The organism is uncultured Roseibium sp. (assembly GCF_947496995.1).
In the GTDB taxonomy this organism is placed as follows: Bacteria; Pseudomonadota; Alphaproteobacteria; order Rhizobiales; family Stappiaceae; genus Roseibium.
Genome location: NZ_CANMFD010000003.1, coordinates 495,395 through 519,769, shown reverse-complemented (window position 1 = coordinate 519,769; position 24,375 = coordinate 495,395). Strand labels below are relative to the sequence as shown.

Sequence of the window (24,375 nt, the reverse complement as noted above, 5' to 3'; positions counted from 1 at the left end):
GATCTGAGACCCGGCATATCATCCGAGCGTTAGCGGGTTTCTTGTCAAACAGGTGTTCGCTGCGCTCACGCTGATGCGCTGGATCCCGGATCTACGTGCAGCCTTGCTGCACTTGTCTGGGATGACGGCGCGCGCCGAAGGGCGGCTTTTGCTTTCTTTCCTACTGGGCCAGGCCCAGTGCCGCCATGTTGGCGATGGAGGCGGGCAGGCCGGAGTGGTCGCGGAGTTCTACGATCAGGCGGGGGCTGCTGTCGAGCTGGCCGAGGGCGCCGAAGACGGCGTGCCAGTTGATGGTGCCTTCGCCGAGGGTCCAGTGGCGGTCGGCGTAGCCGTCCGCGTCCTGCAGGTGGATGTGCGCCAGGCGATTGCCGGCGGCCTTGACGAAATAGTCGACCGGCGGGGCACCGGTGGAGCCATGGGCGTAGTGGGCGTGGCCGGTGTCGATGGAGATCCTGACCGCGTCGGAGCCGAAGCTTTCGGCCAGTTCGATGCGGGCGTGGGGATCCTTGTCCTCGATGTTCTCGATGACGAGTTCGCAGCCGATCTCCTCGGCGCGCCTGACTGCGTCCGCCATGGTCAGGTGGCAGAGCTCGATCTTGTTTTCGCGGGCCCTGTAGTCATTGTCGAGATTGTTGTGGTCCCAGGTGGTATAGGGGCTGTGCACCACCATGTGGGTGCCGCCGAGGGCTTCGCAGACCTCAAGGCCTTGCAACAGCCGCTTCCTGACGATCTCGCGGACCTCGACGTCGAACGAGTCGATGGAGAGCCCCATGAACGGCCCGTGGATGCCGACGCGTCCCTGGTGGCCGTCGAGAAGGTGTTTTGCCCTCTCGACCAGCGGTTTCCAGTCCCCGTTGAGAACTTCGGCCTGCCAGAAGTCCTGCAGCTCCAGATCCCGCGGCTTGTCGAGCATCAGCTTGCGGTGGATTTCCAGGGAGGTGAGGTTGAGTGCGGCACCAAGGACGGGAAGGTCGGACATGAAGCTACCTGCTATCTGAAACGGTAAGGTTGCCCGGGTGATACGTCGGCATCCTTGACACTATTGCGACGCACTTTCCAAAAGACTCAGTATCCCCGTGTCCTGTCGACGCTCGGCGGGATTTCCCCGGTGGCGAAATAACGTTCGATATTGCCAGCGACGATCCTGGATGCCGTGCTTCTCGTTGTCGGCGCCGAGACATGCGGAAGCACGGTGACTTTCTCATGCTGCCAGAGCGGATCGGACGCGGGCAAAGGTTCCTTTTCGAACACGTCGAGCACCGCATGATCGAGCGGCCCATCTTCGAGCGCCGCGATCAGCGCCTGCGTGTCCAGGATCGGGCCACGGGCGAAGTTGATGAGACAGGCCCCCTGTTTGCAGGCCTGCAGTTCCGCAGCGCCGATCATGCCGCGTGTCTCGTCTGTCAACGGCATCAGAAGAACAGCGATGTCCGACCGGCTCAGGACCGCGTGCAGCCCTTCCGGGCCATGGTGGCAGGAGATGCCGTCCAGCTTCTTTTCGCTGCGGCTCCAACCAAGCACGTTGAAACCATTGGCGCGCAGACGCTGCGCGGCAGCGTTGCCGAGATTGCCGAGACCGAGAATGCCGACCGTGCGGTCCGCCGCTGCCAGATAGTGATGCTCGTGCCAGATCTTCAGGCGCTGCTGGGCCATGTAACGCGGCATGTCGCGGTGGAGATAAAGCGTCCAGGCCAGCACGGCCTCCGACATGGTCTCCGCCATTTGCGGGTCGGTGAGACGCACGATCAAGGGGCCGTCTTCAGGCAGTTCTGCCGTCAGCCGTTCGACCCCGGCCCACAGGCTCTGAACCCAGGTGAGGTTGGGAAGCGCGGCGACTTCCGCAGGATCGGGGTTGGCGACGATTGCCACAGTCGCGGCACGGCGCTCTTCGTCCGTCAGGTCGGCGAAGGGCTTGATTTCGGCGATCCCTGACAGGGCTCCGGGCAGGACCTCCTCCCAGGCCAGCCGGTCACCGGAAGTCGACTGGGAGACAAAGGGGATGAGTGGTTTCATGCGGCGAATACTCCGGCCTGGTCGGCGAACCCCTTAATTTCGATCGGGTTTCCGGACGGGTCCCTGAAAAACATGGTGCTCTGTTCGCCCGGCTGGCCTTCAAAGCGGATCGTGGGGGCGATGATAAAGGCAAGTTTTGCCTCTGTCAGCCTGTCTGCCAGGGCGCGCCAGTCGGGCATGGCGAGAACCACGCCGAGATGTGGCATCGGCACCATATGGTCGCCGACCTTGCCGGTATTCGTCGTTTCGAACGGCTTGCCGAGATGCAGCGACAGTTGGTGGCCGAAGAAGTTGAAGTCGACCCAGGTGTCGGTGCTGCGGCCTTCCTTGCAGCCAAGCAGACCCCCATAGAAGGCGCGGGCTTCGTCCAGATCGGTGACGTGATAGGCGAGATGAAAACAGGGCTGCATCGGTTTCTCCTTCGAAAAGACACAACGCTCATAGCATTTCCTTCCCGGTTGCAAAGCCGCGATCTGATGCGCTGGAGAAAATCGGCGGCGAGCGATGGTGCGGGATCCCGGCTCCGTCCTTCGAAAGGCGATGCAGGAGGCCTTTTTCGCGCGGATCGGAGCAACTTCAAGAATCACCGACCGAAAGAAAATTAGGGTATGTGGCGATTACAGGCACGAAAATGTCGTTTGCAGACATGTCCGTGAAATTAGTCGTATGAATGGTATGAGAAGTGCGGCTATACTGTTGTGCTAAAGGCAACATAATGCAATTGTATTGATCGTAACGCCCCTGGCCGGATCATAATACCCGATATGACCTTCCAGCTGACTGGAGAGGTTGAGGTAGGGGGTGTCAGAGCAAGAATAGCGTATATGCGTAACATGAAGGCATTGTTGAACAAAAATAATCTCACAGCCTTCTTGGTTTTTATGCGTTCTTTGCTCGTAATACCTTTTCTTTGGATGTGCCGGGAAGTCAATACTTCTAAGGAAGTGTTTTCTTGTCGTGCCCAATGCAAAATCAAGCAAACAGACTACACAGGAGTACACTCATGAAGAAGTTGTTAGTCTCGGTCGCCGCGACCGCTCTGATCGGTATGGCATCTTCCGCCATGGCAGAAGAGTGCGGCACGGTTACTGTTGCCGAAATGAACTGGGCATCTGCCGGCGCGATCGCGCAGATCGACAAGCTGATCCTGGAAAACGGCTATGGCTGCAATGTGGAGCTGGTTACCGGCGATACCATGCCGACCTTCACCTCGATGAACGAAAAAGGTGAGCCGGACATGGCTCCGGAGCTCTGGATCAACGCCGTGCGCGAGCCGCTCGACGCAGCCGTTGCCGAAGGCTCCCTGATCATCGGTGGCGAGATCCTCAATGAAGGCGGCGTCGAAGGCTTCTGGGTTCCGACATATCTCGCCGAGGAACATGACATCTACACGGTCAAGGACGCGCTGGCGCATCCGGAACTGTTCCCGGGCGCGGAAGACGACAGCAAGGGCGCTTTCTACAGCTGCCCGACCGGCTGGAACTGCCGCATCACCACCGGCAACCTGTTCCGCGCCTTCGGCTTCGATGAAGGCGGATTTGAAATCGTCGACCCGGGTTCCGCAGCAGGCCTCGACGGCGCGCTCGCCCGTGCCAACGAGCGCAAGGAAGGCTGGCTCGGCTATTACTGGGCGCCGACCGCCATTCTCGGCAAGTACGACATGACCCTGCTCGACTTTGAAACGCCGCACGACAAGGATGAATGGGACAACTGCACCGTGGTCGAAGACTGCGCGGATCCGAAGCCGAATTCCTGGGTGAAGTCCGAAGTCTACACCGTGGTGACCAAGGATTTCGCCGAAAAGGCGGGTCCGGCGATGGACTACGTCAAAGGCCGCACCTGGGATAACCGGACGGCCGGCAAGGTCCTGGCCTGGATGACGGACAACCAGGCGAGCAACGAAGACGGCGCTTACTACTTCCTGGAAAACTTCCAGGACGTCTGGTCCAAGTGGGTCAGCCCGGAAGTTGCGGAGAAGGTAAAAGCCTCTCTGTAAAAAGGCAGAAAAGACCGAGGCCGCGCCTGAGGCGCGGCCTCATCCATAAGGGGCAATAATACCATCGGGACAGATAAGATGGACTGGATAGAATTTCCCTCGCTCAGCCGGGGCAGTTTGCTGACAATCAAGAAAACCATCGATGGATCGTTCAAGGAGTTCACCAGAGCCTACGGCGATCTGATCGACAAATTCTTCGACCCTCTGCAAGACTTCCTGGTTTTGCTGGAACGGCTTCTGATCACCTCGCCCTGGCCACTCGTGCTGGCGTTCTTTGCGGGGATCGTCTTTCTGATGAGCCGCAAGGTGAGCATCACCGTCGGGACAGTCATCGCTTTGTCCCTGATTGGCGTTTTCGGCCTGTGGGAAGACACCATGCGCACCATCGCCATGGTCACGGTCTGTACCTTGCTGGCGATCGTGCTGGGTATTCCCATCGGAATTTTCATGGCGCGTTCCGATCGCGTCCAGCGGCTGGTCAATCCGGTGCTGGATCTCATGCAGACCATGCCAAGCTTCGTCTACCTGATCCCAGTCGTCATGATATTCGGTATCGGCAAGGTTCCCGGCCTCATCGCCGTGGTGATCTACGCCATTCCGCCGATGATCCGCCTGACCAATCTCGGCATCCGCCTGGTTGACCAGGATGTTCTCGAAGCGGCCGACGCTTTCGGGTCCAGCGGCAGCCAGAAGCTCATGAATGTTCAGCTGCCGCTCGCGCTTCCCACCATCATGGCCGGTATCAACCAGTGCATCATGATGTCACTGTCCATGGTGGTCGTTGCCTCCATGATCGGCGTGAAGGGGCTCGGGCAGGAAGTCCTGAACGCAATCAACAATCAGTATCTGACCGCAGGGGTCCTCAGCGGCCTCGCCATCGTGTCCATTGCGATCATCTTCGATCGGGCCACACAGGCCTATGGCAAGCGCCTTCAGAAGCATTCGGAGGTCGTCCATGGGTGAGGCAACAGGCATAGAGATCAAGAACCTCTATAAAATCTTCGGTCCGAACGGCAAGGAGATGGTTCAGAAGGTCAAGGACGGCATGTCCAAGGCCGAACTGAATGAAAAGTTCAACCATGTGCTTGGTCTGAACGACATCAACATCTCCATGCCCGGTGGCAAGATCGAGGTGGTGATGGGCTTGTCCGGGTCGGGCAAATCCACACTGATCCGGCATATCAACCGGCTGATCGATCCGACCGACGGCGAGGTTCTCTACGGCAGCGAAGACGTCTGCAAGATGTCCCAGAAGGAACTGCGGGAGTTTCGCCGGCACAAGACCGCGATGGTGTTCCAGAAGTTTGCGCTTCTGCCGCACCGCACGGTGATGAAAAACACCGTCTACGGTCTGGAGATCCAGGGCGTGCCGATGAAAGAGGCGGAAAAGCGCGCCGCCCGCTGGATTGCCCGCGTCGGACTGGAAGGCTTCGAGGATCATTACCCGAACCAGCTGTCCGGCGGGATGCAGCAGCGTGTGGGGCTTGCCCGGGCGCTGACCAACGATGCCGACATCCTGCTGATGGACGAGGCGTTTTCCGCGCTCGATCCGCTGATCCGGATGGACATGCAGAGTGTGCTCCTGGATCTTCAGGAGGAACTGCACAAGACGATCGTCTTCATCACCCACGATCTGGACGAAGCCCTGCGCCTGGGCGACAAGATCGCCATTCTCAGGGACGGCGCGGTGATCCAGCAGGGGACCGGTCAGGAGATCGTTCTCAGGCCTGCGGATCAGTATATCGCCGACTTCGTCAAGGAAGTGAACCGCGGACGGGTGATCCTGGTCGATACCGTCATGGACAGGACCAGGACGGTGGAAGAAGGCGGCCTGACGATCTCCAGCGGCATCATGCTGGAGGAGGCGGCCAAGACCTTCGCCGAGACCGGCCTGGGCGAGGCGAGCGTCGTCAGCGGTGACGGCCGACCGGTCGGCGTCCTCAATGTGCAGGACACGATCAGTGCAATGGTAACACCGGCAACACATTGACGCCGGTATCCGGTTCCGCCATCCCGGCCTTGCGCCGGGAGCGGCCTGAAAGCAAAAGCCCCGGAGATCTCTCCGGGGCTTTTTTGCGGCGCCTCTTTGTTCTGCGTCCTAATTTCCGCTCGCTGTAACCCTTGACCTTGCAGGTGCGTAGAGACAGGCAATCCCCAGAACGAGACCCGAGACGGTTGCGATCATTCCGGCGGCGCTCACCGCGTTGGAACTGCCCAGCCAGAGGGGGCCGTAGCCGGCCAGGACATAGCCGGCGACAGCAGACCCCGCGCCGAAGAATATGCTCCACAGGATCTGGTGTTCCAGCTGGTTGGTCATGAGGCGGGCCGTTGCCGGTGGGCAGATGAACATGGCGATGACGATGATCGAGCCAACGGCGTCGAAGGCGGCGACCGCGGCCACGGCCGAGACGATGACGAGACCGAAGCCGATGGTTTTCACAAGTATGCCGATGGAGTTGGCGTAGCCCTCGTCGAATGTGGAGATCTTGAGCGCTCGCCAGAAAACGGCCGTCAGCAGGGCGATGACAAGGGTCGTCACCGCCATGCGCGTCAGTTCCGGAGGCAGGTCCGCCAGAGCTACCGGATCCCAAAGGGAGGTCCAGCCGGTCGCCGACAGCCAGATAAGGCTTTCCAGATTGCCGTAAAGCGCATGTTCGACGTCCAGATGTACCGAACTGGTGTCTGTCTGCTCCAGAAGCAGAACCCCGGCGGCGAAGAGGGTGGTGAAGGTCACCCCCATGGCGGCGCCTGTCTCGATCCGGCCAAGCCTGCGGATGGCCTCGATCATGACCACGGCGACGACCGCCGCTCCGGCGGCGCCGAGCATCATCGGCCAGGTCGAGATGGTGCCGGTTATCAGGAAGGCGGCGACGATGCCGGGCAGGACGACATGGGAAATGGCATCGCCGATCAGGGCCTGCTTGCGCAGCAGCAGGAAGTTGCCCGGGATCGCGCAGGCGATTGCCGCCAGGACGCCGATCAGGATTGGTGTGAGGCTCAATTGAACGAATTCGGCGCCCATTCCTTTATCCTTCCGCCGGAGAGGAGAGGGGCGACGGCGCGCCGAGCGCGGCATCGATGTCCCTGATCTGGTCGCGCGTGAGCACCGCCTCGATCGGGGTGAGGCCGTCATAGCTGGCGAAGATCGCCTCGTCCTGAATGATCTGCCGCGCCTTCGCCCAACGGGCCTCGTCAAGAACGGTCTTGGCCGCTGCGGCGCGGCCCTTGCCGGTCGCGACCAGGTCCTCGCGGATGTAACCGGCGCGGCGCATCATCTTCTGCGTCAGCGGCTCGCGGATGGTTTCTCCCCGGGCAAGAGACGTCAGGCCCTGATGGAGATGGACATCCGCCTGAAATTTCCTGTGCCGGAGAAATGCCGCCAGAACGCCGCGCTTCGGCGACAGCAGCATCGAGATGGAGAAGAACGCGAAGTTGACGAGAACGATGATCGGTCCCGTCGGCAGGTTGGGTGCGGTTGCCGACACGGCCGTGCCGAGATAACCGGCAAGCCCGCCGGTGAACGCGGCGATGACCAGCAGCCTGTCGGACCGGTCCGTCCAGAACCGGGCGGAAACCGATGGGATGATCAGGGAGGAGACGATCAGGATCAGCCCGACCAGCTTCAGCCCGACGACGGTGACCATCATCACCACGCCCATCATGGCAAGGTCGATGAGGCGGACCGGCACGCCGGTGGCTCCGGCATATTCGGGGTCGAAGGCCACCAGGGTCATGGGGCGGCGCAGAACCAGAATGATAGCCGTCGAGAGGGCGCCGCCCACGGCGATGATCACCGCATCCTGGAAAAGCATTCCGGCGGTCGAACCGAGCAGAAATCCTTCCAGTCCTGCCTGCTTGCCGTGCGACAGGGTCTGGATGACGGTCAGGAGAACGACACCGAGCCCGAAAAAGACCGATAGCACCGCTCCGATCGCCGCGTCTTCGCTGAGCCGGGTCTTGCGGGTGATCCAGTCCACTGTCAGAAGGCCAAGGCCGGCGGTTACCGCGGACCCGGTCAGCAGACCGACAAGGTTGCGGCCGTCGCCGCCAAGAAACACCATCAGGATGAAGGCGAAGCAGACGCCGGGCAGCGTTGCGTGGGCAACCGCGTCGCTGACAAGCGTGCGTTTGCGCAGGAACAGGAAACAGCCGGCACAGCCACCTGCAATGCCCAGCAATGTTGCGCCGACGGAAACCAGCGCGGCGTTGTAGCCGGCCTGCAAGGTGAGTGCATCGAGGAACGCGGAAAGCATGTCGATCTAATCCAGCTTGAGCTGATCGATATGTGCCGTTGCCAGCCGCCCGCCATAGGTTTCCTGCAACATCGGTCCCGTGAACGTGGTGGAGACCGGACCTTCGGCGATCTTGCGGATGTTCAGCATCAGGACGTGATCGAAATAATCGGTCACCGTTGCAAGGTCGTGATGCACACAGACCACGGTCTTGCCCTCTGCTTTCAGGCCTTTGAGAACATCAATGATGGCTTTTTCGGTGGCCGCGTCGACGCCCGCGAAGGGTTCGTCCAGCAGGTAGAGACCGGCGTCCTGCGCAAGGGCGCGGGCAAGGAAGACCCTCTGCTGCTGCCCGCCGGAGAGCTGGCCGATCTGCCGGTCGGCAAAGTCCGCCATGCCAACCCGTTCCAGGCAATCGAGTGTCTTTTTCCGGTGCGCCGGGCGGATGAAGCCGAGCAGACCCAGTCCCCGGAACTGGCCCATGGTGACAACATCGCGCACACGCGTCGGGAAATCCCAGTCAACGGAGGCGCGCTGGGGCACATAGGCAATTGCCCTGCGCATGGTCTCAAGCGGTTTTCCGTCGACATAGGCAGCGCCGGAGAGGCGCGGAATAATGCCGAGCACGGCTTTCAGGAAGGTCGATTTTCCAGCGCCGTTGGGGCCGACAATCGCGGTCATGCTGGCTTTCGGCACGGTCGCATCGATGGAGAATACCGCCGGCTTGGTTCCGTAGGACACGGTCAGTCCCCTGACCGCCAGGGCGCTGCCGGCAAGTCCGGCGTCCCGGTCGACGTCCTTGTCGCTATCGGCGGTACGGCCGTCGCTTGCCGCAAGTTCCAGTGCCGGGTGTGTGGTCGTGGTCATCACATCGTTACTGCCAGTCGGCCGAGACGGCCTTTTTGAGGTGCTTCGCCGCCGAGCGCGCGGGCGATCGTGGTGACGTTGTGATCGATCATGCCGAGATAGGTGCCTTCATAGGTTCCCGGTTCTCCCATCGCGTCGGAATAAAGCGAGCCGCCGATGACGATCTCATGTCCCCTGGCCGCCGCACCTTCTATCAAGGCTCTGACGCTCCGGTCGGAAACGGAGGATTCCACGAAGACCGCCCTGATTTCGCGCTCGACCAGCAGATCGACCAGTTCCGCCACCCGGTGCAGGCCGGCTTCGCTCTGGGTGGAGATGCCCTGAATGCCGATCACGTCGAAATCATAGGCTTCGCCAAAATAGTTGAAAGCGTCATGCGCGGAGACCAGCACCCGGCTGTCTGCCGGAATCGTTGCCAGGGTATCGGCCGCGAAAGTGTCCAATGCGGCGATTTCCTGAAGATAGGCGGCCGTGTTGGCCTCGAACACGGCCTTTTGGTCGGGCAATGCCTCGATCAGCGCATCGCGGATGGCTTCGGCGACATAGCTCCACCGGCCCGGGTCCATCCACACATGCGGATCGTATTTGTTGGCGTAGACGTCATGGGAGATCAACTGGTCTTTCGGCATGGCCTCGGCGACCGCGACGACATTGCGCGACTTGCCGAGTTTGCGGAAGAAATCCTCCATCTGGGCTTCGAGAAACAGGCCGTGCCACAGGATCAGATCAGCCTTTGTCATGGAGACGATATCGGACCGGGTCTGGCGGTAGGCGTGCGGATCGACACCCGGACCCATCAGCGCCTTGACGGTGACGCTGTCGCCGCCGATTTGCGTCGCAGCGTCCGCAATCATCCCGGTGGTGGCGACGATGTTCAACTGACCGGCCCGGGCGGTCGGCGGGCTGGTAAGGATCAGCAGAGCTGAAACAAGAACACCGAGAACTGCGGAGGAGAACCGGATGCTGCGGGCGTCGAAAATTCGGTTGAACATGGCTTCGAAGGATCTCCAGGCGATTTTTGCTTTTGCGAGTTATTTGCAACAATAATGCTTTTAAGAACGATTTGCAACAACTACCTCCGGCGCTTGTCGGCTGCAGAGATTTGAAGGTGGTCGAACCGGCTTGCCGGAGGAATTCCTCGTTATTTTTAACAATAAATTACCGCCGGTATTAAGCCATATTCGTGTGCAATATCAATAAGTAACGACGTGCTCGCGATCCGGCGTCGAGCGCGCTTTTCCGCAAGGTTGAGCTTTTGGATAAAATTGAAACGATAAAATTATCCGGGCGGAATTGATTTCCTTTCAAAACAACACCGTAGCCCGCATTCGGTGACGGGCTCGTGCAATCCACGGTGATATGGGTAGGAGTCGGGTGCTTTCCGAAATGCCATCGAAAGACAAATCCACGCGGGTCGATAAAGCCTATGCGCGTCTGAAGGCCGATATACTGGCCGGACGACTGCCGCCGGGCTTTCAGGCGCCGGAACCTGATATTGCCGGACGACTCGGCATGAGCCGGACCCCCGTGCGTGAAGCCCTGATCCGTCTGGAGGCGGAACGGCTTGTTGATCTCATTCCGCGGCGCGGTGCCAAGGTTCTCGCCATTTCGAAAAAGGACATCTGCGAGGTCTTCGAAATCCTTTCCGCTCTCGAGGCACTTGCAGCGGGCTCGGCCGCCAAGGGTGAATGCAGCGACCGGGTGCTCGCCGGCATTGAAGAGGCAGTGATCTCCGCAGAGAAGGCTCTGGCCGAAGCTGACATGGAAAGCTGGGCGATGCTGGATGATCGCTTTCACCGGTTGATCGCCCGCAGCGGCGGGAATGTGCGGCTCGACGAAATGATATCCAGCCTGCTCAATCAGGTCTTCCGCGCAAATATCGTTCTGCTTCGGCTCAACAAGGGGCCGGCTGCCAATTCAGACGAACACCGGGAGCTTTATGATGCGATCCGGGCCGGCGACCAGGACAAAGCCGCGGCAATCGCCAAGGCGCACAGGCTGGCCGGCCTTGCCACCATGCACAGTGTTCTGGAAGCCTGTGGTCTGACCCACGTATAGGCATCTGTTTTCAAGTTACTGCCGACGAGCTTCAACTTTCCCTCACCGGGGCGGGGCCGGTCGACTGGCCGATGATCAGTTCCGCGTCCATATGCAGGGAAGCGGGTTTGGCGGTCGGGTCGGCAATCATCGCCAGAAGCAGTTCCGCCGCCTTCTGTCCCGCATAGCGGACTGAGGAACGCGTGCAGGTGAAGATCGGCACCTCGCCGCAATTGGGCAGGAAGGACAGGGCATCGTCGTGGGTGATGATGGAGACGTCCTTGCCGGTCTTCAGGCCGCATTGACCGATGCCACGGGCAACGCCGATGGCTGAAATCATCGAGGAGACCAGGAACGCCGTCGGCGGATTGTCTCCCTTGAGCATCGCCACCGCATTTTCGCAGCCATAAGGTTCGGTCATGTCGGCACTGCGCATGAGCGCGGGATCGGCAGACAGCCCGCGGCCTGCCAGCGCATCCTCGAAGCCTCTGCGGCGCCGATGGGCAAAGTCCATGTGCTCCAGACCATTGAGAAGGGCGATCCGGGTGTGGCCGAGGTCGAGCAGGAGGTTGGTCGCCCGTTCGAAAGCCCGGCGGTTGTTCATGTCGATCCAGGAGGTTTCCGCCTCGGCGCCCGGGATCCGTCCGTGCACGACGAACGGCAGATTGAGTTTCTTCAACAGCAGGTGCCGGCGCTCGTCGTTGGCGGGGCCGTGAATGATCACGCCATCGGCTTTCTTGCGTGAGGCGATCTGCCTGTAGGCGTCTTCCTCATGCGCGTCATCGACGACAGACAGCATCATGTCATATCCGTGCCTGGAATAGGTTTCGCCCGCCCCGGCGATGAACTCCAGAAAGATCGGGTTCATCATTTCATGGATCGAACGGGGTATGACATGGCCGATCGCCATGGACCGGCCGGTCGCAAGACGTCTTGCCTGGCTGTTCGGCGCGTAACCCAGCTGGTCCGCCATTTCGGCAACGCGCCGCCGTGTTTCGGCGCTGACCTCGGGATAGCCGTTCAAAGCACGGCTGACTGTCGTCTGTGACAAATTCAACCGATGTGATAATTCCTTAAGGTTTACACCTCTGGTCATATATGCCCAAAACGCTTTGAAAGCGCCCCTCCCGACAGGCTTCTATTGAAATGCAACACTAATTCGTCAGTTGTCTGCTTGACAAGGCCGAAGCGTAACGACATGGTGTCAGCCAAATCCAAAGCGGTTTGGATGGCCAATACCGGGAGAATAACTGCCCTCACGATACATGTGGGTATTGCTGGCGGGCAGGTGGATGTGCCACTTTAAATTGAAGGTCCTGGGACGAGGACGATCTGGGAGGATTGACATGAAAACACGTTTGATGACCTGCACAGCAGGTATGGCGCTGGGCGCAGCTTTCTGCATCAGTGCTGCAGCGGCGGCTGACCTCATGTATGCGCCGGGCGAAGACACACGCTTCAACTGGGACAGCTACAAGGCCTATGCCGAGTCCCACGATCTTGGCGGTGAGCAGCTCACCATTCTGGGGCCGTGGCTCGGACCGGACCAGGACGCTTTCGACTCTGTGCTCGCCTATTTCGGTGAAGCGGCCAATGTGGATGTCCGCTATACCGGTTCCGACAGCATGGAGCAGCAGATTGTCGTCGACGCGGAAGCCGGTTCCGCCCCGAATGTCGCCGTCTTCCCGCAGCCGGGCCTTGCGGCCGATCTTGCCAAACGCGGTTTCCTGACACCGCTCGGTGCCGATGCCGAGGCATGGATGAAGGACAATTATGCCGCCGGCCAGTCCTGGGTCGATCTGGGCAGCTACGAAGGCAAGGACGGCAGCAAGACCTTCTACGCTTTCCCCTACAAGGCCGACGTTAAGTCGCTGGTCTGGTACGTGCCGGAGAATTTCGAGGACGCGGGCTATGAAGTTCCCTCCACGATGGAGGAGCTGAAGGCCCTGACCGAACAGATCGTCGCGGATGGCGGTACCCCGTGGTGCATCGGGCTCGGTTCCGGTGCTGCAACGGGCTGGCCGGCGACCGACTGGGTCGAGGACATGATGCTGCGCACCCAGCCGGCCGATGTCTACGACCAGTGGGTGACCAACGAGCTGCCGTTCAACGACCCGAAGGTGGTTGGCGCCATCGAGGAATTCGGATGGTTCGCCCGGAACGACGATTTTGTCGCCGGTGGCGCCGGTGCCGTGGCGTCGACCGATTTCCGCGACAGCCCGAAGGGCATGTTCTCATCGCCGCCGCAGTGCTACCTGCACCATCAGGCGTCCTTCATCCCGGCTTTCTTCCCGGAAGGAACGGAAGTGGGTCTTGATGCCGACTTCTTCTACTTCCCGGCCTACGCAGAAAAAGATCTCGGGTCTCCGGTTTTGGGCGCGGGTACGTTGTTCGCCATCACCAAGGACAGCCCGGCCGCGCATGCCTTCATCGAGTTCCTGGAAACGCCGATCGCGCACGAGCTCTGGATGTCCCTTGAAGGCGGCGGTTTCCTGACACCGCTTAAGAGTGTGAACAAGGACGTCTATGTCACGGAGACCCGCAAGGCTCTCGGCGACATTCTTCTTGACGCAACCACCTTCCGTTTCGACGGTTCCGACCTGATGCCTGGCGGCGTCGGTGCTGGAACCTTCTGGACCGGAATGGTCGACTATGTGGGCGGCAAGCCGGCTCAGGAAGTTGCGGATAATATCCAGACGTCCTGGGACGCCTTGAAGTAACTTTCCGTTTCATACGAAAATGATCTGTCCGGGGTGCGCTGTACTCCGGACAGATCCGGCATCCCCGGAAGGTGCCGGAAGATGCTCATAATAACAGGCGTCAAAAGCCTGGAGCGCCGGTCAGCCTTTCACTTTCAGGCATGATCATGAAAGCGGGCCGATACTGAGGCAGGTTCTCGGGGAGGAGAGCATGAATCCGGCACTACAAGGTGTGATAACGATCATCGTCGGCGTTGGCGGTTGTATCGGCTATTTCTACCTGTCCAACCAGTTTCTGGACAAGGTCCTGTTCCCCGCCCGCGGCAAGCATATCGGCCGGAACATCAACCGCGCCAACATGATCCGCCCCTGGCTGTTCCTGTTTCCGGCGATTTTCGCGCTCGCGCTGTACCTGGGCTACCCGGTCATCGAGACCCTGCGGCTGTCGTTCACCGATCGCAGTCTCGACGGCGCGTTCGTCGGTTTCGACAATTACGCCCAGATGGCGAGCGAGCCGAAATTCTGGGAAGCCATGCGCAACAACATGCTCTGGCTAATCATCGTGCCGGCCATGTCGACCGCCTTCGGGCTGCTCGCCGCGCAACTGACCGACCGCATCGCCTGGGGAAATGTCGCCAAGTCGTTCATCTTCATGCCCATGGCGATCTCCTTTGTCGGCGCGTCGGTGATCTTCAAGCTCATCTATGACACCCGTCCCGCCAACCAGGACCAGATCGGCGTGCTCAACGCCATCTGGCTGATGTTCGAGGGCGGGCCGGGTTCCTACCTGTTTCTTCGCCTGTTGCCGGCCGGGATCGTGATCTGTTTCGCGCTTCTCATGGCCTATGTCCTTTACCTCGCGCTGAAACCGCTTTTCCGGCGTGAAGCCGGCGCGGGCGGGTCCTGGTGGTCCGTGCCGCTGCGTCTGTTCGCCGGGTTCGTAGCCGCCTGGATGATCTGGCTGTCCGCAAAGTCGGTGTTTTCGGTGTTGGCGGCGGAATTCGCCTACGGATCCCCGCAGACCTGGCTGACCCTGCCGTTCTGGAACAGTTTTTTCCTGATGGTGGTGCTGATCTGGATCCAGACCGGATTTGCCATGGTCATCCTGTCGGCGGCACTGCGCGGCATTCCCGAAGAGACGATCGAGGCGGCGATCCTCGATGGGGCCAACCCGTTCCAGATTTTTTTCAGGATCAAGGTTCCGCAGATCATGGGCACGATCGTCGTTGTCTGGACCACCATCACGCTGGTCGTCCTGAAGGTCTTCGACATCGTCTTTGCCATGACCAACGGACAGTGGGAGACGCAGGTTCTGGCGAATTACATGTATGACAAGCTGTTCCGGGCGAATGACTGGGGCGTCGGCTCGGCCAGCGCCATCGTCATCATGGTGCTGGTGCTGCCTATCCTGGTCTGGAATGTCTACAACGCACGCAAAGAGATGAGCTGAGGGGGAGGGACCATGTCGTCAATCGCAGGTACCAAATCCGGCCTCACCTGGGCCGTGCAGATTTCCGTCGTGCTGCTGGTCGCGCTCTGGCTGTTTCCGACCGTCGGGCTGTTCGTGTCGTCCTTCCGGACGGCCGACCAGATCTCGTCCAGTGGCTGGTGGGCATCGATGCTGCCGTCGGAACGCAACGAGACCTTGCGCACCGCCAATCCCGATACGCAGGTTCAGGAGAACGGGACCTGGGTGATCCAGGGCAATCTTTTCGAAGCGGACAGACAGGCGGAGATCTCCGCCTGGGGCATAACGAGCCAGGACATCGCCGCCTATACGCCCGGGGAAACGGCGGACATGGGCGAGGACGGGCGCCTGACGGTCGAGGCAAATGGCGACTACCGGCTGGTGAACGAGACGGAATTTTCCGGCCGGCGCGGCGAGCGGGTGTTCGTGACGGCAAGCTCGCCTCCGGAATTCACGCTCGACAACTACCGGGAGATGCTTTTCGATCCGTCAAACCGGGAGGGCATGACCAAGGCCTTCTTCAACACGCTGACCGTGGTGATCCCGGCGACCATCATTCCGATCGTCATTGCCGCCTTCGCGGCCTACGCGCTGGCCTGGATGCGGTTTCCCGGCCGGGCGCTGCTGATCGCAGCGGTTGTCGCGCTCCTCGTGGTGCCGCTGCAACTGGCGCTGATCCCGCTTCTGAAGCTGCATCTGGCGGTCGGGATCGGCAAGGGCTATCTGGGCGTCTGGCTGGCGCATACCGGCTTCGGCCTGCCGCTGGCGATCTATCTCCTGCGCAACTACATGGTCGGCCTGCCGCGTGACATCATCGAAAACGCCAGGGTCGACGGCGCGACGGACTTCCAGATCTTCGTCAAGATCATCCTTCCGCTGTCCTTTCCCGCGCTTGCCTCCTTCGCGATCTTCCAGTTCCTGTGGACGTGGAACGATCTGCTGGTGGCGATGGTGTTCCTGATCGACGCCACTGGCGAGACCACCGTCATGACCAAGCAGATCGTCGAGCTGCTCGGCACCAGAGGCGGCAACTGGGAAATCCTGGCAACGGCGGCATTCGTCTCGATTGCCGTTCCGCTGGCGGTGTTCTTCGCCCTGCAGCGTTATCTCGTCCGCGGCCTTCTTGCGGGATCGGTGAAATAAAATGAAAAACAACCAATTTGGGGAGCAGCCGGCATGTCCTCTCTGTCTTTGAAAGATGTCTGCAAATCCTACGGCAGCGTTGAAGTCCTCCGGGACATCAATCTGGAGATCGACCAGGGCGAGCTGATCGTCTTCGTCGGTCCGTCCGGCTGCGGCAAGTCCACGCTCTTGAGGATGATCGCCGGCCTGGAGACGATCACCGGCGGGACGCTGGAGATCGACCACGAGCGCATGAACGACGTGCCGCCGGCACAGCGCGGCATCGCCATGGTGTTTCAGACCTACGCGCTCTACCCGCATATGACGGTGCGCGACAACATGGCTTTCGGCATGAAAATAGCCAAGAAATCACGCTCGGAAATCGATGCAGCCATAGCCAACGCGGCGCGCATCCTGCAGCTCGAACCCTATCTGGACCGCCTGCCGAAAGCGCTGTCCGGCGGACAACGCCAGCGGGTCGCCATCGGCCGTGCCATCGTGCGCAATCCGAAAGTCTTCCTTTTCGACGAGCCGCTGTCGAACCTCGATGCGGCGCTGCGCGTGGCGACCCGGATCGAGATCGCGCAGCTCAAGGAAAGCATGCCGGAAAGCACCATGGTCTATGTGACGCACGACCAGGTGGAGGCGATGACCCTCGCCAGCCGCATCGTGGTGCTGCATGGCGGCAATATCGAACAGGTCGGCGCACCGCTCGACCTCTATGAACGTCCGGCGAACACGTTCGTCGCCCAGTTCATCGGCTCACCGGCCATGAACCTGCTTGACGCAAAAATCACCGCAGCCGGCGAGACGACATCGGTGCAAATGCCCGACGGCGGCCGTGCGACCGTGCCGATCGCCTCGCAAGGCAGCGATGCCGGAAGTTCAGTCAGGCTGGGCGTGCGGCCGGAAGACCTGACGATCACCGAAAGCGACGAGTTCCTCGTGTCGGCCGATGTCGATATCGTCGAGGCGCTGGGCGAAACAACGGTGCTCTATTTCATGTCCAAGAACGGCGAGGCCGCGCTGATCGCCAAACTGCCGGGCATTCACAAGATCGCCAAGGGCACCAATATCCGCCTGACCGCAGCCCCGGAAAAACTGCATCTCTTCGACGATAAGGGGACGTCGTTTTTCTACCGGTAGGCGGTGAGGGACAGCTATCTGATTTTGTTGGTGGAGACCCCCACCCCTAACCCCTCCCCACAAGGGGGGAGGGGGATGCCGCTTTGTTCTGAGCGTGCGCTGAGGACCTTCAACGAGGGTTCCCCAAAGCTACGCCGCACCGGAAACCAATGGGTCCCGGATCACGTCGGAGATGACCTCCGGCAAGCAATTTGACGCGCCGCGCTCCAAGTCGAGCGACTTTGTTCCTTTTCAAAAAAAACAGATCCAATCCTTGGTCACCGGCTGCAACCTGTTTTCGGTTGCCGGAAGCGTCCGGTGAAACCGGTGGATGCTGCGCTGCGGGACAGTGAGCCGGTGCGACGGGGTCCGGATTGTCATATCATGTTCATATGAGCTTCGAATAAAGTTCATATGAACATGATTTATGGGGGTTCGAAGTTGGCCGTTTTGAGTCAGCGCGAAGTCCCAGGACGAAGTCTGATCCTGTTGGCAGCAGGGGCAGACAGGATGAGGTCGGGTTAAAAAAGATGCTTGGTCAGTTAGACATTTCAAAACGGCAGGCGGAAATTGCCGATCTGGTGCAAAAGACGGGTTTTGCATCGGTGGAGGAGCTGGCCGAACGATTTGACGTGACCACCCAGACCATCCGCCGCGACGTGAACGGCCTGTGCGAGCAGGGGATCCTGCGGCGGACGCACGGCGGTGTCGAGCCTCCCGCGCCCGCATCAAATATTCATTATTCCACCCGGCAGATCCTGAACCTTCCGGAAAAACAGCATATAGCGACGCTTGTGGCGGGCGAGGTCGAGAACAACAGTTCGCTGGCCTTTTCGATCGGTACGACGCCGGAGATCGCCATGCAGGCCCTGACGGGCCACGAGAACCTGGCGATTTTCACCAACAACCTGAATGTCGCCTTCACGGCGTCCGTGAACGCGAGCTTCCAGGTGACTATCGCGGGCGGCCGCTTGCGGCATGGCGACCGGGACGTGCTTGGATCATCGGCGCAGGCCTTCTTTGCCAACTACAAGGTCGATATCGGCATCTTCGGCGTTGCCGGCGTCGATGACGACGGAACGCTGCTGGATTTCCATGAGGACGAGGTGGCGGCCCGCCAGTCGATCCTCGCCAACTGCCGCAGGTCTTTCCTGGTGCTCGATCACAGCAAGTTCGGACGCAGCGCGCATGTGCGCGGCGGGCACTTGAGCGATGTCGATGCGGTTTTCACGGACCGGTCCGTACCGCCCGGTATTCTTGCCAGTCTTCAGGGTACGAAGACGGTGGTGCATGCCGCCGACAACGGGAGCTGATTGCGATGACCGGTGACCTGCAGCCGCGCACCGGCAAGCCTATCCAGCTGGAGAATGTCACTCGCAGGTGGGGAGAGATAACGGCTGTCGACGGGGTCTCGATCCATATTCCCGAAGGATCCTTCACTGCCCTTCTCGGACCGTCCGGTTGCGGCAAGTCCACCACCTTGCGGATGATCGCCGGCCTGGAAAACGTCAGCGAGGGGAAGGTCCTCATCGGCGGCGAGGATGTGACGGGCCGGCCGTGTTCCAAGCGCGACCTGTCCATGGTTTTTCAGTCCTATGCGCTGTTCCCGCATCTGAGTGTCGCGGAAAACATCATCTTCGGTCTGAAGGTCCGGCGGGTCGGCCGGAGTGACCGGGATGCGCGGCTCGCGAAAGTGGCGGGCCTGCTGGGTCTTTCGGACCTTCTGGAGCGCAAGCCGGGACAGCTTTCCGGCGGCCAGCAGCAGCGTGTCGCGCTCGGCCGCGCCATCATCGGCGAGAAGCTGATCTGTCTGATGGACGAACCGCTTTCAAATCTCGATGCCAAGCTGCGTCATGAAATGCGCGTGGAAATCCGCGCCCTGCAGAAGCAGCTCGGTTTCACGATGGTCTATGTGACCCACGACCAGGTGGAGGCCATCACGATGGCGGATCAGGTCGTGCTGCTGAATGCAGGCCGCCTGGAACAGGCTGCCACGCCGCGCGACCTCTATGAGAAACCGGCAACCCCCTTCGCCGCCCGGTTTGTTGGCACGCCGCCAATGAACCTGTTTCCGGCAAGGGTCTTCAGTCGGCTTGCAAATGCGCCGGAGCACACGCTCGGTATCCGTCCCGAGGCGATGCACCTTGAGGAGGGCGGGCCGGTGTCCGCTTCGGTCCAGGCGCTTGAATATCTGGGTGCGGATATCCTGGCCGACTGCGTGATTGGCGGAACCCCGTTCCAGGTGCGGCTGCCGACGACAAAAAGCGTCGTCCCGGGTCAGTCCATCGATCTTGGGTTCGAGACGTGCGCCCTGCATGTGTTCGACGGACAGACCGGCAGGCGCCGGGACGAACTGGTTTCGGAATATGGAGCGCAATTGCGTTCCTGAATGAACTGCGTGGGCTCGCGCAGACAGACCGCAGTGGTGCGGAAGCTCAAACCTTGGGAACTGAACCGATGTTGAAGTCCTTTTTCCTGAAAGCCGTTGCCGCAACGGCGCTTTCATTCAGCACCTGGGCCTCCGCTCAGGCTGTTGACCTGCAATTCTATTTTCCTGTCGCCGTCGGCGGCAAGGCAGCTGAAACCATCCAGGAACTGACCGACGAATATGTCGCCCAGAACCCGGATGTGAACATCGATGCCGTCTATGCCGGGTCCTACCAGGACACGGTCGCCAAGGCGATCACCGCCTCGCGCGGCGGCAATCCTCCGCAGCTTTCGGTGATCCTGTCCGTCGACATGTTCACCCTGATCGATGAAGACCTGATCATACCGTTCGACGATTATCTGACCACCGATGAAGACAAGACATGGCTGGAAGGCTTCTATCCGGCCTTCATGGAAAACAGCCAGACCGGCGGCAAGACCTACGGCATTCCCTTCCAGCGTTCCACGCCGGTTCTCTACTGGAACAAGGCAGCGTTCGAGGATGCCGGTCTGGATCCGGACGTCGCTCCGGCAACCTGGGACGAGATGGTTTCATTCAGCAAGAAGCTGACCAAAAAGGATGCCTCGGGCAAGGCCACCCAGTGGGGTGTGCGCATTCCCTCTTCCGGCTTCCCTTATTGGCTGTTCCAGGGGCTCGCCATCGAGAACGGTGCGGTCCTGGCGAACGCGGAAGGCAACAAGACCTACTTTGACGATCCAAAGGTTGTCGAGGCACTGCAGTATCTCGTCGATCTCAGCACCGAATATGGAGTCATGGCACCAGGCATCATCGAGTGGGGCGCAACCCCGAAGGCATTCTTCGAGGGCCAGACCGCGATGATGTGGACCTCGACCGGCAACCTGACCAACGTGCGCGACAACGCGCCCTTCAAGTTCGGCGTTGCCATGCTGCCGGAGAAGGTTCAGCGCGGGGCTCCGACCGGGGGCGGCAACTTCTATCTGTTCAAGGGCGCTTCCGACGAACAGAACAAGGCCGCGGTGAAATTCGTCCAGTGGATCACCGCGCCGGAACAGTCGGCAAAATGGACCATCGCGACCGGCTACGTCGCACCGCGCCCGGAAACCTGGGAAACGGATACGATGAAGGCCTATGCGGCCGACTTCGCTCCGGCCCTGGTCGCCCGTGACCAGCTGGAATTCGCCAAGGCGGAACTCTCCACCTATCAGAACCAGCGCGTCACCGGCATCTTCAACGATGCCCTGGCAGCCGCCATTACCGGCAAGAAGGATGCCGAGACGGCTCTGAAGGAAGCACAGGCCGAGGCGGACAAGATCCTCGCCGAGTACCGCTGATACGCCGGAAGGGCGGCGCGCCGGGCTCAGCCCCGGCGCATCGCCTTTCCCTCATTTGAAACATCGTCCGGGAATGACCGGAACGAAGGTAAAATCAACAGGGCTTCGGATATTTCTGCAATGCGGGGTTTGATCTTCAGGCGCGAATGGATCACGGGCTGGCTGCTGCTGCTGCCGGCACTGGTGTTTCTGTTTGCCTTTACCCATATCCCCGCGGTCACAACGATCCTGAACAGCTTCTTTTCCACGCCGCGCGGCCGGCGGCAGGCAAAATTCATCGGTCTCGACAATTACGAGCGCATGATCGCTGACCCGGTGTTCTGGAAGGTGCTGTGGAACAATCTCTGGTTCGCCCTTGGGACGATCCCTGTCTCGGTCGCGCTGGCGATCATCATGGCGCTGTGGGTCAATGAAAAGCTGCTCGGGCGCAGCTTTGTGCGCATGGCCTATTTCACACCGACGGTCCTGCCGCTGATCGCGGTCGCCAATATCTGGCTGTTTTTCTATACGCCCGGTTTCGGCCTGTTCGACCAGATCACCGGAACCCTGTTCGGCTGGCCGGCAACCAACTATCTCGGCAACCCGGACACCGCGCTCAACGCGATCATCGTCGTGACTGTCTGGAAGGAAGCCGGTTTCTTCATGATCTTCTATCTGGCGGCGCTGCAGTCGATCCCGGTCAATTTGAAGGAGGCGGCTCAGATCGAGGGAGCGGGACGTTGGACGATCTTCCGCAGGATCACCTTTCCGCTCTTGATGCCGACGACGTTGTTCGTGTGTGTGAATGCGGTGATCAACTCCTTCCGTCTTGTCGATCACATCTTCATTCTGACGGACGGCGGGCCTGACAACGCCTCGGCGCTGCTGCTGTTCTATATCTATGAAGTCGCCTTCCGTTTCTGGGAGACCGCCTACGGCGCGACGCTCACCGTGGCGCTGCTGATCCTCCTCAGCCTGCTTGCCATCAGCCAGTTCTTCTTCTTCGACCGCAAGGTGCATTACAAATGAGCGGGCTGGCGACGTACCTGGACAGGTTCCTGAACGTCTTTGCCGCCTGGGTCCTGGCGCTCATCTGGGTTCTGCCGCTGTTCTACGCGGTGTGGACCGCCTTTCATCCCGCCGCCTATGAAGCCCGGTTCGAGTTGTTCGCGCCGCTGACGCTGGAAAATTTCGTCAAGGCTTGGGACGCGGCGCCTTTTGCGCGGTATTTCCTCAACACGTTCATTCTCGTGACCATGATCCTGGCCGGTCAATTCATCCTGTGCACCCTGGCGGCCTATGCCTTTGCCCGCTTCGAGTTTCCCGGCCGCAACATCCTGTTCGCGCTCGTGCTGCTGCAGCTACTGGTGATGCCGGACATCCTGATGGTGGAGAACTATCAGACCATGCGCCTGCTGAACCTGGTGGATACCATTCCGGCCATCGCTCTGCCTTACATCGCCTCGGGCTTCGGCATCTTCCTGCTTCGCCAGACGTTCATGACCGTCCCGAAGGAACTGGACGAGGCGGCACGCATTGAAGGAGCTTCCTTCCTGACGGTCCTGTGGAAGGTCTATATCCCGCTCGCGAAGCCGACCTATCTGGCCTATGGCCTTGTGTCGGTCAGCCACCACTGGAACAACTTCCTGTGGCCGCTGATCGTCACGAATTCCGTCGAAACCCGCCCGGTCACCGTCGGGCTCAGCGTGTTTTCCGCGATCGACAGCGGGGTCGAGTGGTCGGTCATCAATGCGGCCACGCTGATGACGTCAGGCCCGCTGCTGATTGCTTTCCTGCTGTTCCAGCGCCAGTTCGTCCAGAGCTTCATGCGCGCCGGAATCAAGTGATTTCCACCGAACTGTAACTTTCAGGATCTCGTCAAACCGCTTTGAACGAGGAGATTGACTTTTGGGTACTATGTCTTCGACGGCTTCCTATGCTAATGGATTTAAATCGAGCTTTCCCGCGGATTGTCCGCCTTAAATTTTTCCGGTTTTTCCGGTGAAGGAGTGCCCCCTTGTCAAGAACGTTCCTGGCCATTGGTGAGTGTATGGTTGAAATGGCCCCGAGCGGCAGCGGCACCTACAAGATGGGTTTTGCAGGGGATACCCTGAACACGGCGTGGTACGCGCGCAAATATCTCGGCAACGATTGGAACGTCGGTTATTTCACCGCAGTCGGCACGGACCAGGTGTCGAGCGAGATGCTCGAATTCCTTCAGACCGCGAACATCGACGTCAGCGGCATCCGCAGGCTGGATGACCGCACCCTCGGTCTTTACCTGATCCAGCTGAAGGATGGAGAGCGAAGCTTCGCCTACTGGCGCTCGCAGTCCGCGGCCCGCTGTCTGGCGGCGGACCGGCAGGCCCTGGAGGCTTCGCTCGGGCAGGCAGGTTTGATTTATTTCAGCGGGATCACATTGGCGATCCTGCCCGCGGATGACCGGCTGACCTTTCTGGAAGCCCTGCGTGCTGCGCGAAAGAAAGGGGCTCAAGTCGCCTTCGACCCCAATCTCAGGCCCCGGCTGTGGGAAGATGCGGAGACGATGCGGGCTTGTGTTACCGAAGCCGCCGGTGTCTGCGATTTCGTGATGCCGTCCTTCGAGGACGAGCTCACTCATTTCGGGGACGCCGATCCGAAGGCAAGCGTGGAGCGGTATCTTGCCGCGGGGGCGGGGGCGGTCGTCGTGAAGAACGGGCCTGAGGAAGTTCTCTGTGCCCGGCAAGGTGCTCTGCGCGCCTTCCAGCCGAGGCCGGTCAGCACCATCGTCGACACGACGGCGGCCGGAGACAGCTTCAACGCCGCGTTCCTTGCGGAATATCTCAAGTCGGAGAATCTGGAAGCAGCGGTCGCGGCGGGCGCCGGGCTTGCCGGCAGGGTCATCCAGCACCGTGGCGCGCTGGTGGAATGTCTGGAATCGGTGTGACCAGCACCGCACCGATGTTCGCAGCCGCCGACACAGACCATCGTAATACTTGGCTATATATATCAGGGGTTGCGCCTGAAAAACCTTGTCTTAAATAACTAAGTAATTGATCTATAAGTACAAATTAAGTTTTTGTTTCCCTCTGATCTCTAGTTTTTGACGAAATTGGC

General features: G+C 60.3%; 22 protein-coding genes. 14 read left to right on the top strand and 8 right to left on the bottom strand.

Going from position 1 to position 24,375, the window contains the following annotated elements:
- Window positions 1-160 precede the first annotated feature (160 nt).
- The 3 genes from Q1B40_RS15205 to Q1B40_RS15195 all read right to left on the bottom strand — a co-directional run bounded on the left by Q1B40_RS15205 (window position 161) and on the right by Q1B40_RS15195 (window position 2,423).
- Window positions 161-979, bottom strand: coding sequence for a sugar phosphate isomerase/epimerase (locus Q1B40_RS15205; RefSeq protein ID WP_299816218.1), 819 nt, complete (start codon window positions 977-979; stop codon window positions 161-163).
- A gap of 86 nt (window positions 980-1,065) precedes the next feature.
- The gene (locus tag Q1B40_RS15200) at window positions 1,066-2,013 is read right to left on the bottom strand and encodes a glyoxylate/hydroxypyruvate reductase A (protein WP_299816216.1); all 948 of its coding nucleotides are present in this window, start codon (window positions 2,011-2,013) and stop codon (window positions 1,066-1,068) included.
- Window positions 2,010-2,423 (bottom strand): VOC family protein, encoded by a 414-nt coding sequence (locus Q1B40_RS15195; protein ID WP_299816214.1) that lies wholly within the window; start codon window positions 2,421-2,423, stop codon window positions 2,010-2,012. The genes Q1B40_RS15200 and Q1B40_RS15195 overlap by 4 nt, the downstream gene beginning before the upstream one ends.
- 593 nt (window positions 2,424-3,016) lie before the next feature.
- On the opposite strand from Q1B40_RS15195, the gene Q1B40_RS15190 reads away from it, so the two are divergent.
- The 3 genes from Q1B40_RS15190 to Q1B40_RS15180 all read left to right on the top strand — a co-directional run bounded on the left by Q1B40_RS15190 (window position 3,017) and on the right by Q1B40_RS15180 (window position 5,999).
- A complete protein-coding gene (locus Q1B40_RS15190; RefSeq protein WP_299816212.1) occupies window positions 3,017-4,009 on the top strand; it encodes an ABC transporter substrate-binding protein in 993 nt (330 codons plus the stop codon).
- Window positions 4,010-4,087: 78 nt separating this feature from the next.
- The gene (locus Q1B40_RS15185) at window positions 4,088-4,972 is read left to right on the top strand and encodes a proline/glycine betaine ABC transporter permease (protein ID WP_299816210.1); all 885 of its coding nucleotides are present in this window, start codon (window positions 4,088-4,090) and stop codon (window positions 4,970-4,972) included.
- Window positions 4,965-5,999, top strand: coding sequence for a glycine betaine/L-proline ABC transporter ATP-binding protein (locus Q1B40_RS15180; protein WP_299816208.1), 1,035 nt, complete (start codon window positions 4,965-4,967; stop codon window positions 5,997-5,999). The genes Q1B40_RS15185 and Q1B40_RS15180 overlap by 8 nt, the downstream gene beginning before the upstream one ends.
- A 108-nt stretch (window positions 6,000-6,107) precedes the next feature.
- Here the strand turns inward: Q1B40_RS15180 and Q1B40_RS15175 are convergent, their stop codons facing one another.
- From Q1B40_RS15175 to Q1B40_RS15160, 4 genes are read right to left on the bottom strand one after another with little or no spacing between them, the layout of a single operon-like run.
- Entirely contained in the window at window positions 6,108-7,031 is a 924-nt protein-coding gene (locus tag Q1B40_RS15175) for a metal ABC transporter permease (protein ID WP_299816206.1), read from the bottom strand.
- A 4-nt stretch (window positions 7,032-7,035) separates the two neighbouring features.
- Window positions 7,036-8,262: a metal ABC transporter permease gene (locus Q1B40_RS15170; protein WP_299816204.1), complete on the bottom strand. Its 1,227-nt coding sequence runs from the start codon at window positions 8,260-8,262 to the stop codon at window positions 7,036-7,038.
- A gap of 6 nt (window positions 8,263-8,268) precedes the next feature.
- Window positions 8,269-9,108, bottom strand: coding sequence for a metal ABC transporter ATP-binding protein (locus Q1B40_RS15165; protein ID WP_299816202.1), 840 nt, complete (start codon window positions 9,106-9,108; stop codon window positions 8,269-8,271).
- Entirely contained in the window at window positions 9,108-10,100 is a 993-nt protein-coding gene (locus Q1B40_RS15160; protein WP_299816200.1) for a zinc ABC transporter substrate-binding protein, read from the bottom strand. The genes Q1B40_RS15165 and Q1B40_RS15160 overlap by 1 nt, the downstream gene beginning before the upstream one ends.
- 394 nt (window positions 10,101-10,494) lie before the next feature.
- On the opposite strand from Q1B40_RS15160, the gene Q1B40_RS15155 reads away from it, so the two are divergent.
- Complete coding sequence (locus Q1B40_RS15155) at window positions 10,495-11,166, top strand: GntR family transcriptional regulator (protein ID WP_299816199.1); 672 nt, start codon at window positions 10,495-10,497, stop codon at window positions 11,164-11,166.
- A gap of 31 nt (window positions 11,167-11,197) precedes the next feature.
- On the opposite strand, the gene Q1B40_RS15150 is transcribed toward Q1B40_RS15155, so the two are convergent.
- On the bottom strand, window positions 11,198-12,241 hold the full coding sequence (locus Q1B40_RS15150) for a LacI family DNA-binding transcriptional regulator (protein ID WP_299816197.1): 1,044 nt from the start codon (window positions 12,239-12,241) through the stop codon (window positions 11,198-11,200).
- 265 nt (window positions 12,242-12,506) lie between these two features.
- On the opposite strand from Q1B40_RS15150, the gene Q1B40_RS15145 reads away from it, so the two are divergent.
- The 10 genes from Q1B40_RS15145 (at window position 12,507) to Q1B40_RS15100 (ending at window position 24,205) form a co-directional block, all read left to right on the top strand.
- Window positions 12,507-13,865, top strand: coding sequence for an ABC transporter substrate-binding protein (locus Q1B40_RS15145; protein WP_299816551.1), 1,359 nt, complete (start codon window positions 12,507-12,509; stop codon window positions 13,863-13,865).
- A 190-nt stretch (window positions 13,866-14,055) separates the two neighbouring features.
- Complete coding sequence (locus tag Q1B40_RS15140) at window positions 14,056-15,294, top strand: carbohydrate ABC transporter permease (protein WP_299816195.1); 1,239 nt, start codon at window positions 14,056-14,058, stop codon at window positions 15,292-15,294.
- Between the two features lie 12 nt (window positions 15,295-15,306).
- Window positions 15,307-16,455, top strand: coding sequence for a carbohydrate ABC transporter permease (locus tag Q1B40_RS15135; RefSeq protein ID WP_299816193.1), 1,149 nt, complete (start codon window positions 15,307-15,309; stop codon window positions 16,453-16,455).
- A 33-nt stretch (window positions 16,456-16,488) separates the two neighbouring features.
- Entirely contained in the window at window positions 16,489-17,580 is a 1,092-nt protein-coding gene (locus Q1B40_RS15130; RefSeq protein WP_299816191.1) for an ABC transporter ATP-binding protein, read from the top strand.
- 509 nt (window positions 17,581-18,089) lie between these two features.
- Window positions 18,090-18,872, top strand: a complete 783-nt coding sequence (locus Q1B40_RS15125) for a DeoR/GlpR family DNA-binding transcription regulator (RefSeq protein ID WP_299816190.1) — start codon at window positions 18,090-18,092, stop codon at window positions 18,870-18,872.
- A 5-nt stretch (window positions 18,873-18,877) separates the two neighbouring features.
- On the top strand, window positions 18,878-19,948 hold the full coding sequence (locus tag Q1B40_RS15120; protein WP_299816188.1) for an ABC transporter ATP-binding protein: 1,071 nt from the start codon (window positions 18,878-18,880) through the stop codon (window positions 19,946-19,948).
- A 68-nt stretch (window positions 19,949-20,016) separates the two neighbouring features.
- On the top strand, window positions 20,017-21,300 hold the full coding sequence (locus Q1B40_RS15115; protein ID WP_299816186.1) for an ABC transporter substrate-binding protein: 1,284 nt from the start codon (window positions 20,017-20,019) through the stop codon (window positions 21,298-21,300).
- A gap of 120 nt (window positions 21,301-21,420) precedes the next feature.
- Window positions 21,421-22,308 carry a carbohydrate ABC transporter permease gene (locus tag Q1B40_RS15110; RefSeq protein ID WP_299816184.1) on the top strand — a complete coding sequence of 296 codons (888 nt, stop codon included), beginning with the start codon at window positions 21,421-21,423 and terminating at the stop codon, window positions 22,306-22,308.
- Entirely contained in the window at window positions 22,305-23,126 is an 822-nt protein-coding gene (locus tag Q1B40_RS15105) for a carbohydrate ABC transporter permease (protein WP_299816182.1), read from the top strand. Before Q1B40_RS15110 ends, Q1B40_RS15105 begins: the two co-directional genes overlap by 4 nt.
- 170 nt (window positions 23,127-23,296) lie before the next feature.
- Complete coding sequence (locus Q1B40_RS15100) at window positions 23,297-24,205, top strand: sugar kinase (protein WP_299816180.1); 909 nt, start codon at window positions 23,297-23,299, stop codon at window positions 24,203-24,205.
- Window positions 24,206-24,375: the final 170 nt, after the last annotated feature.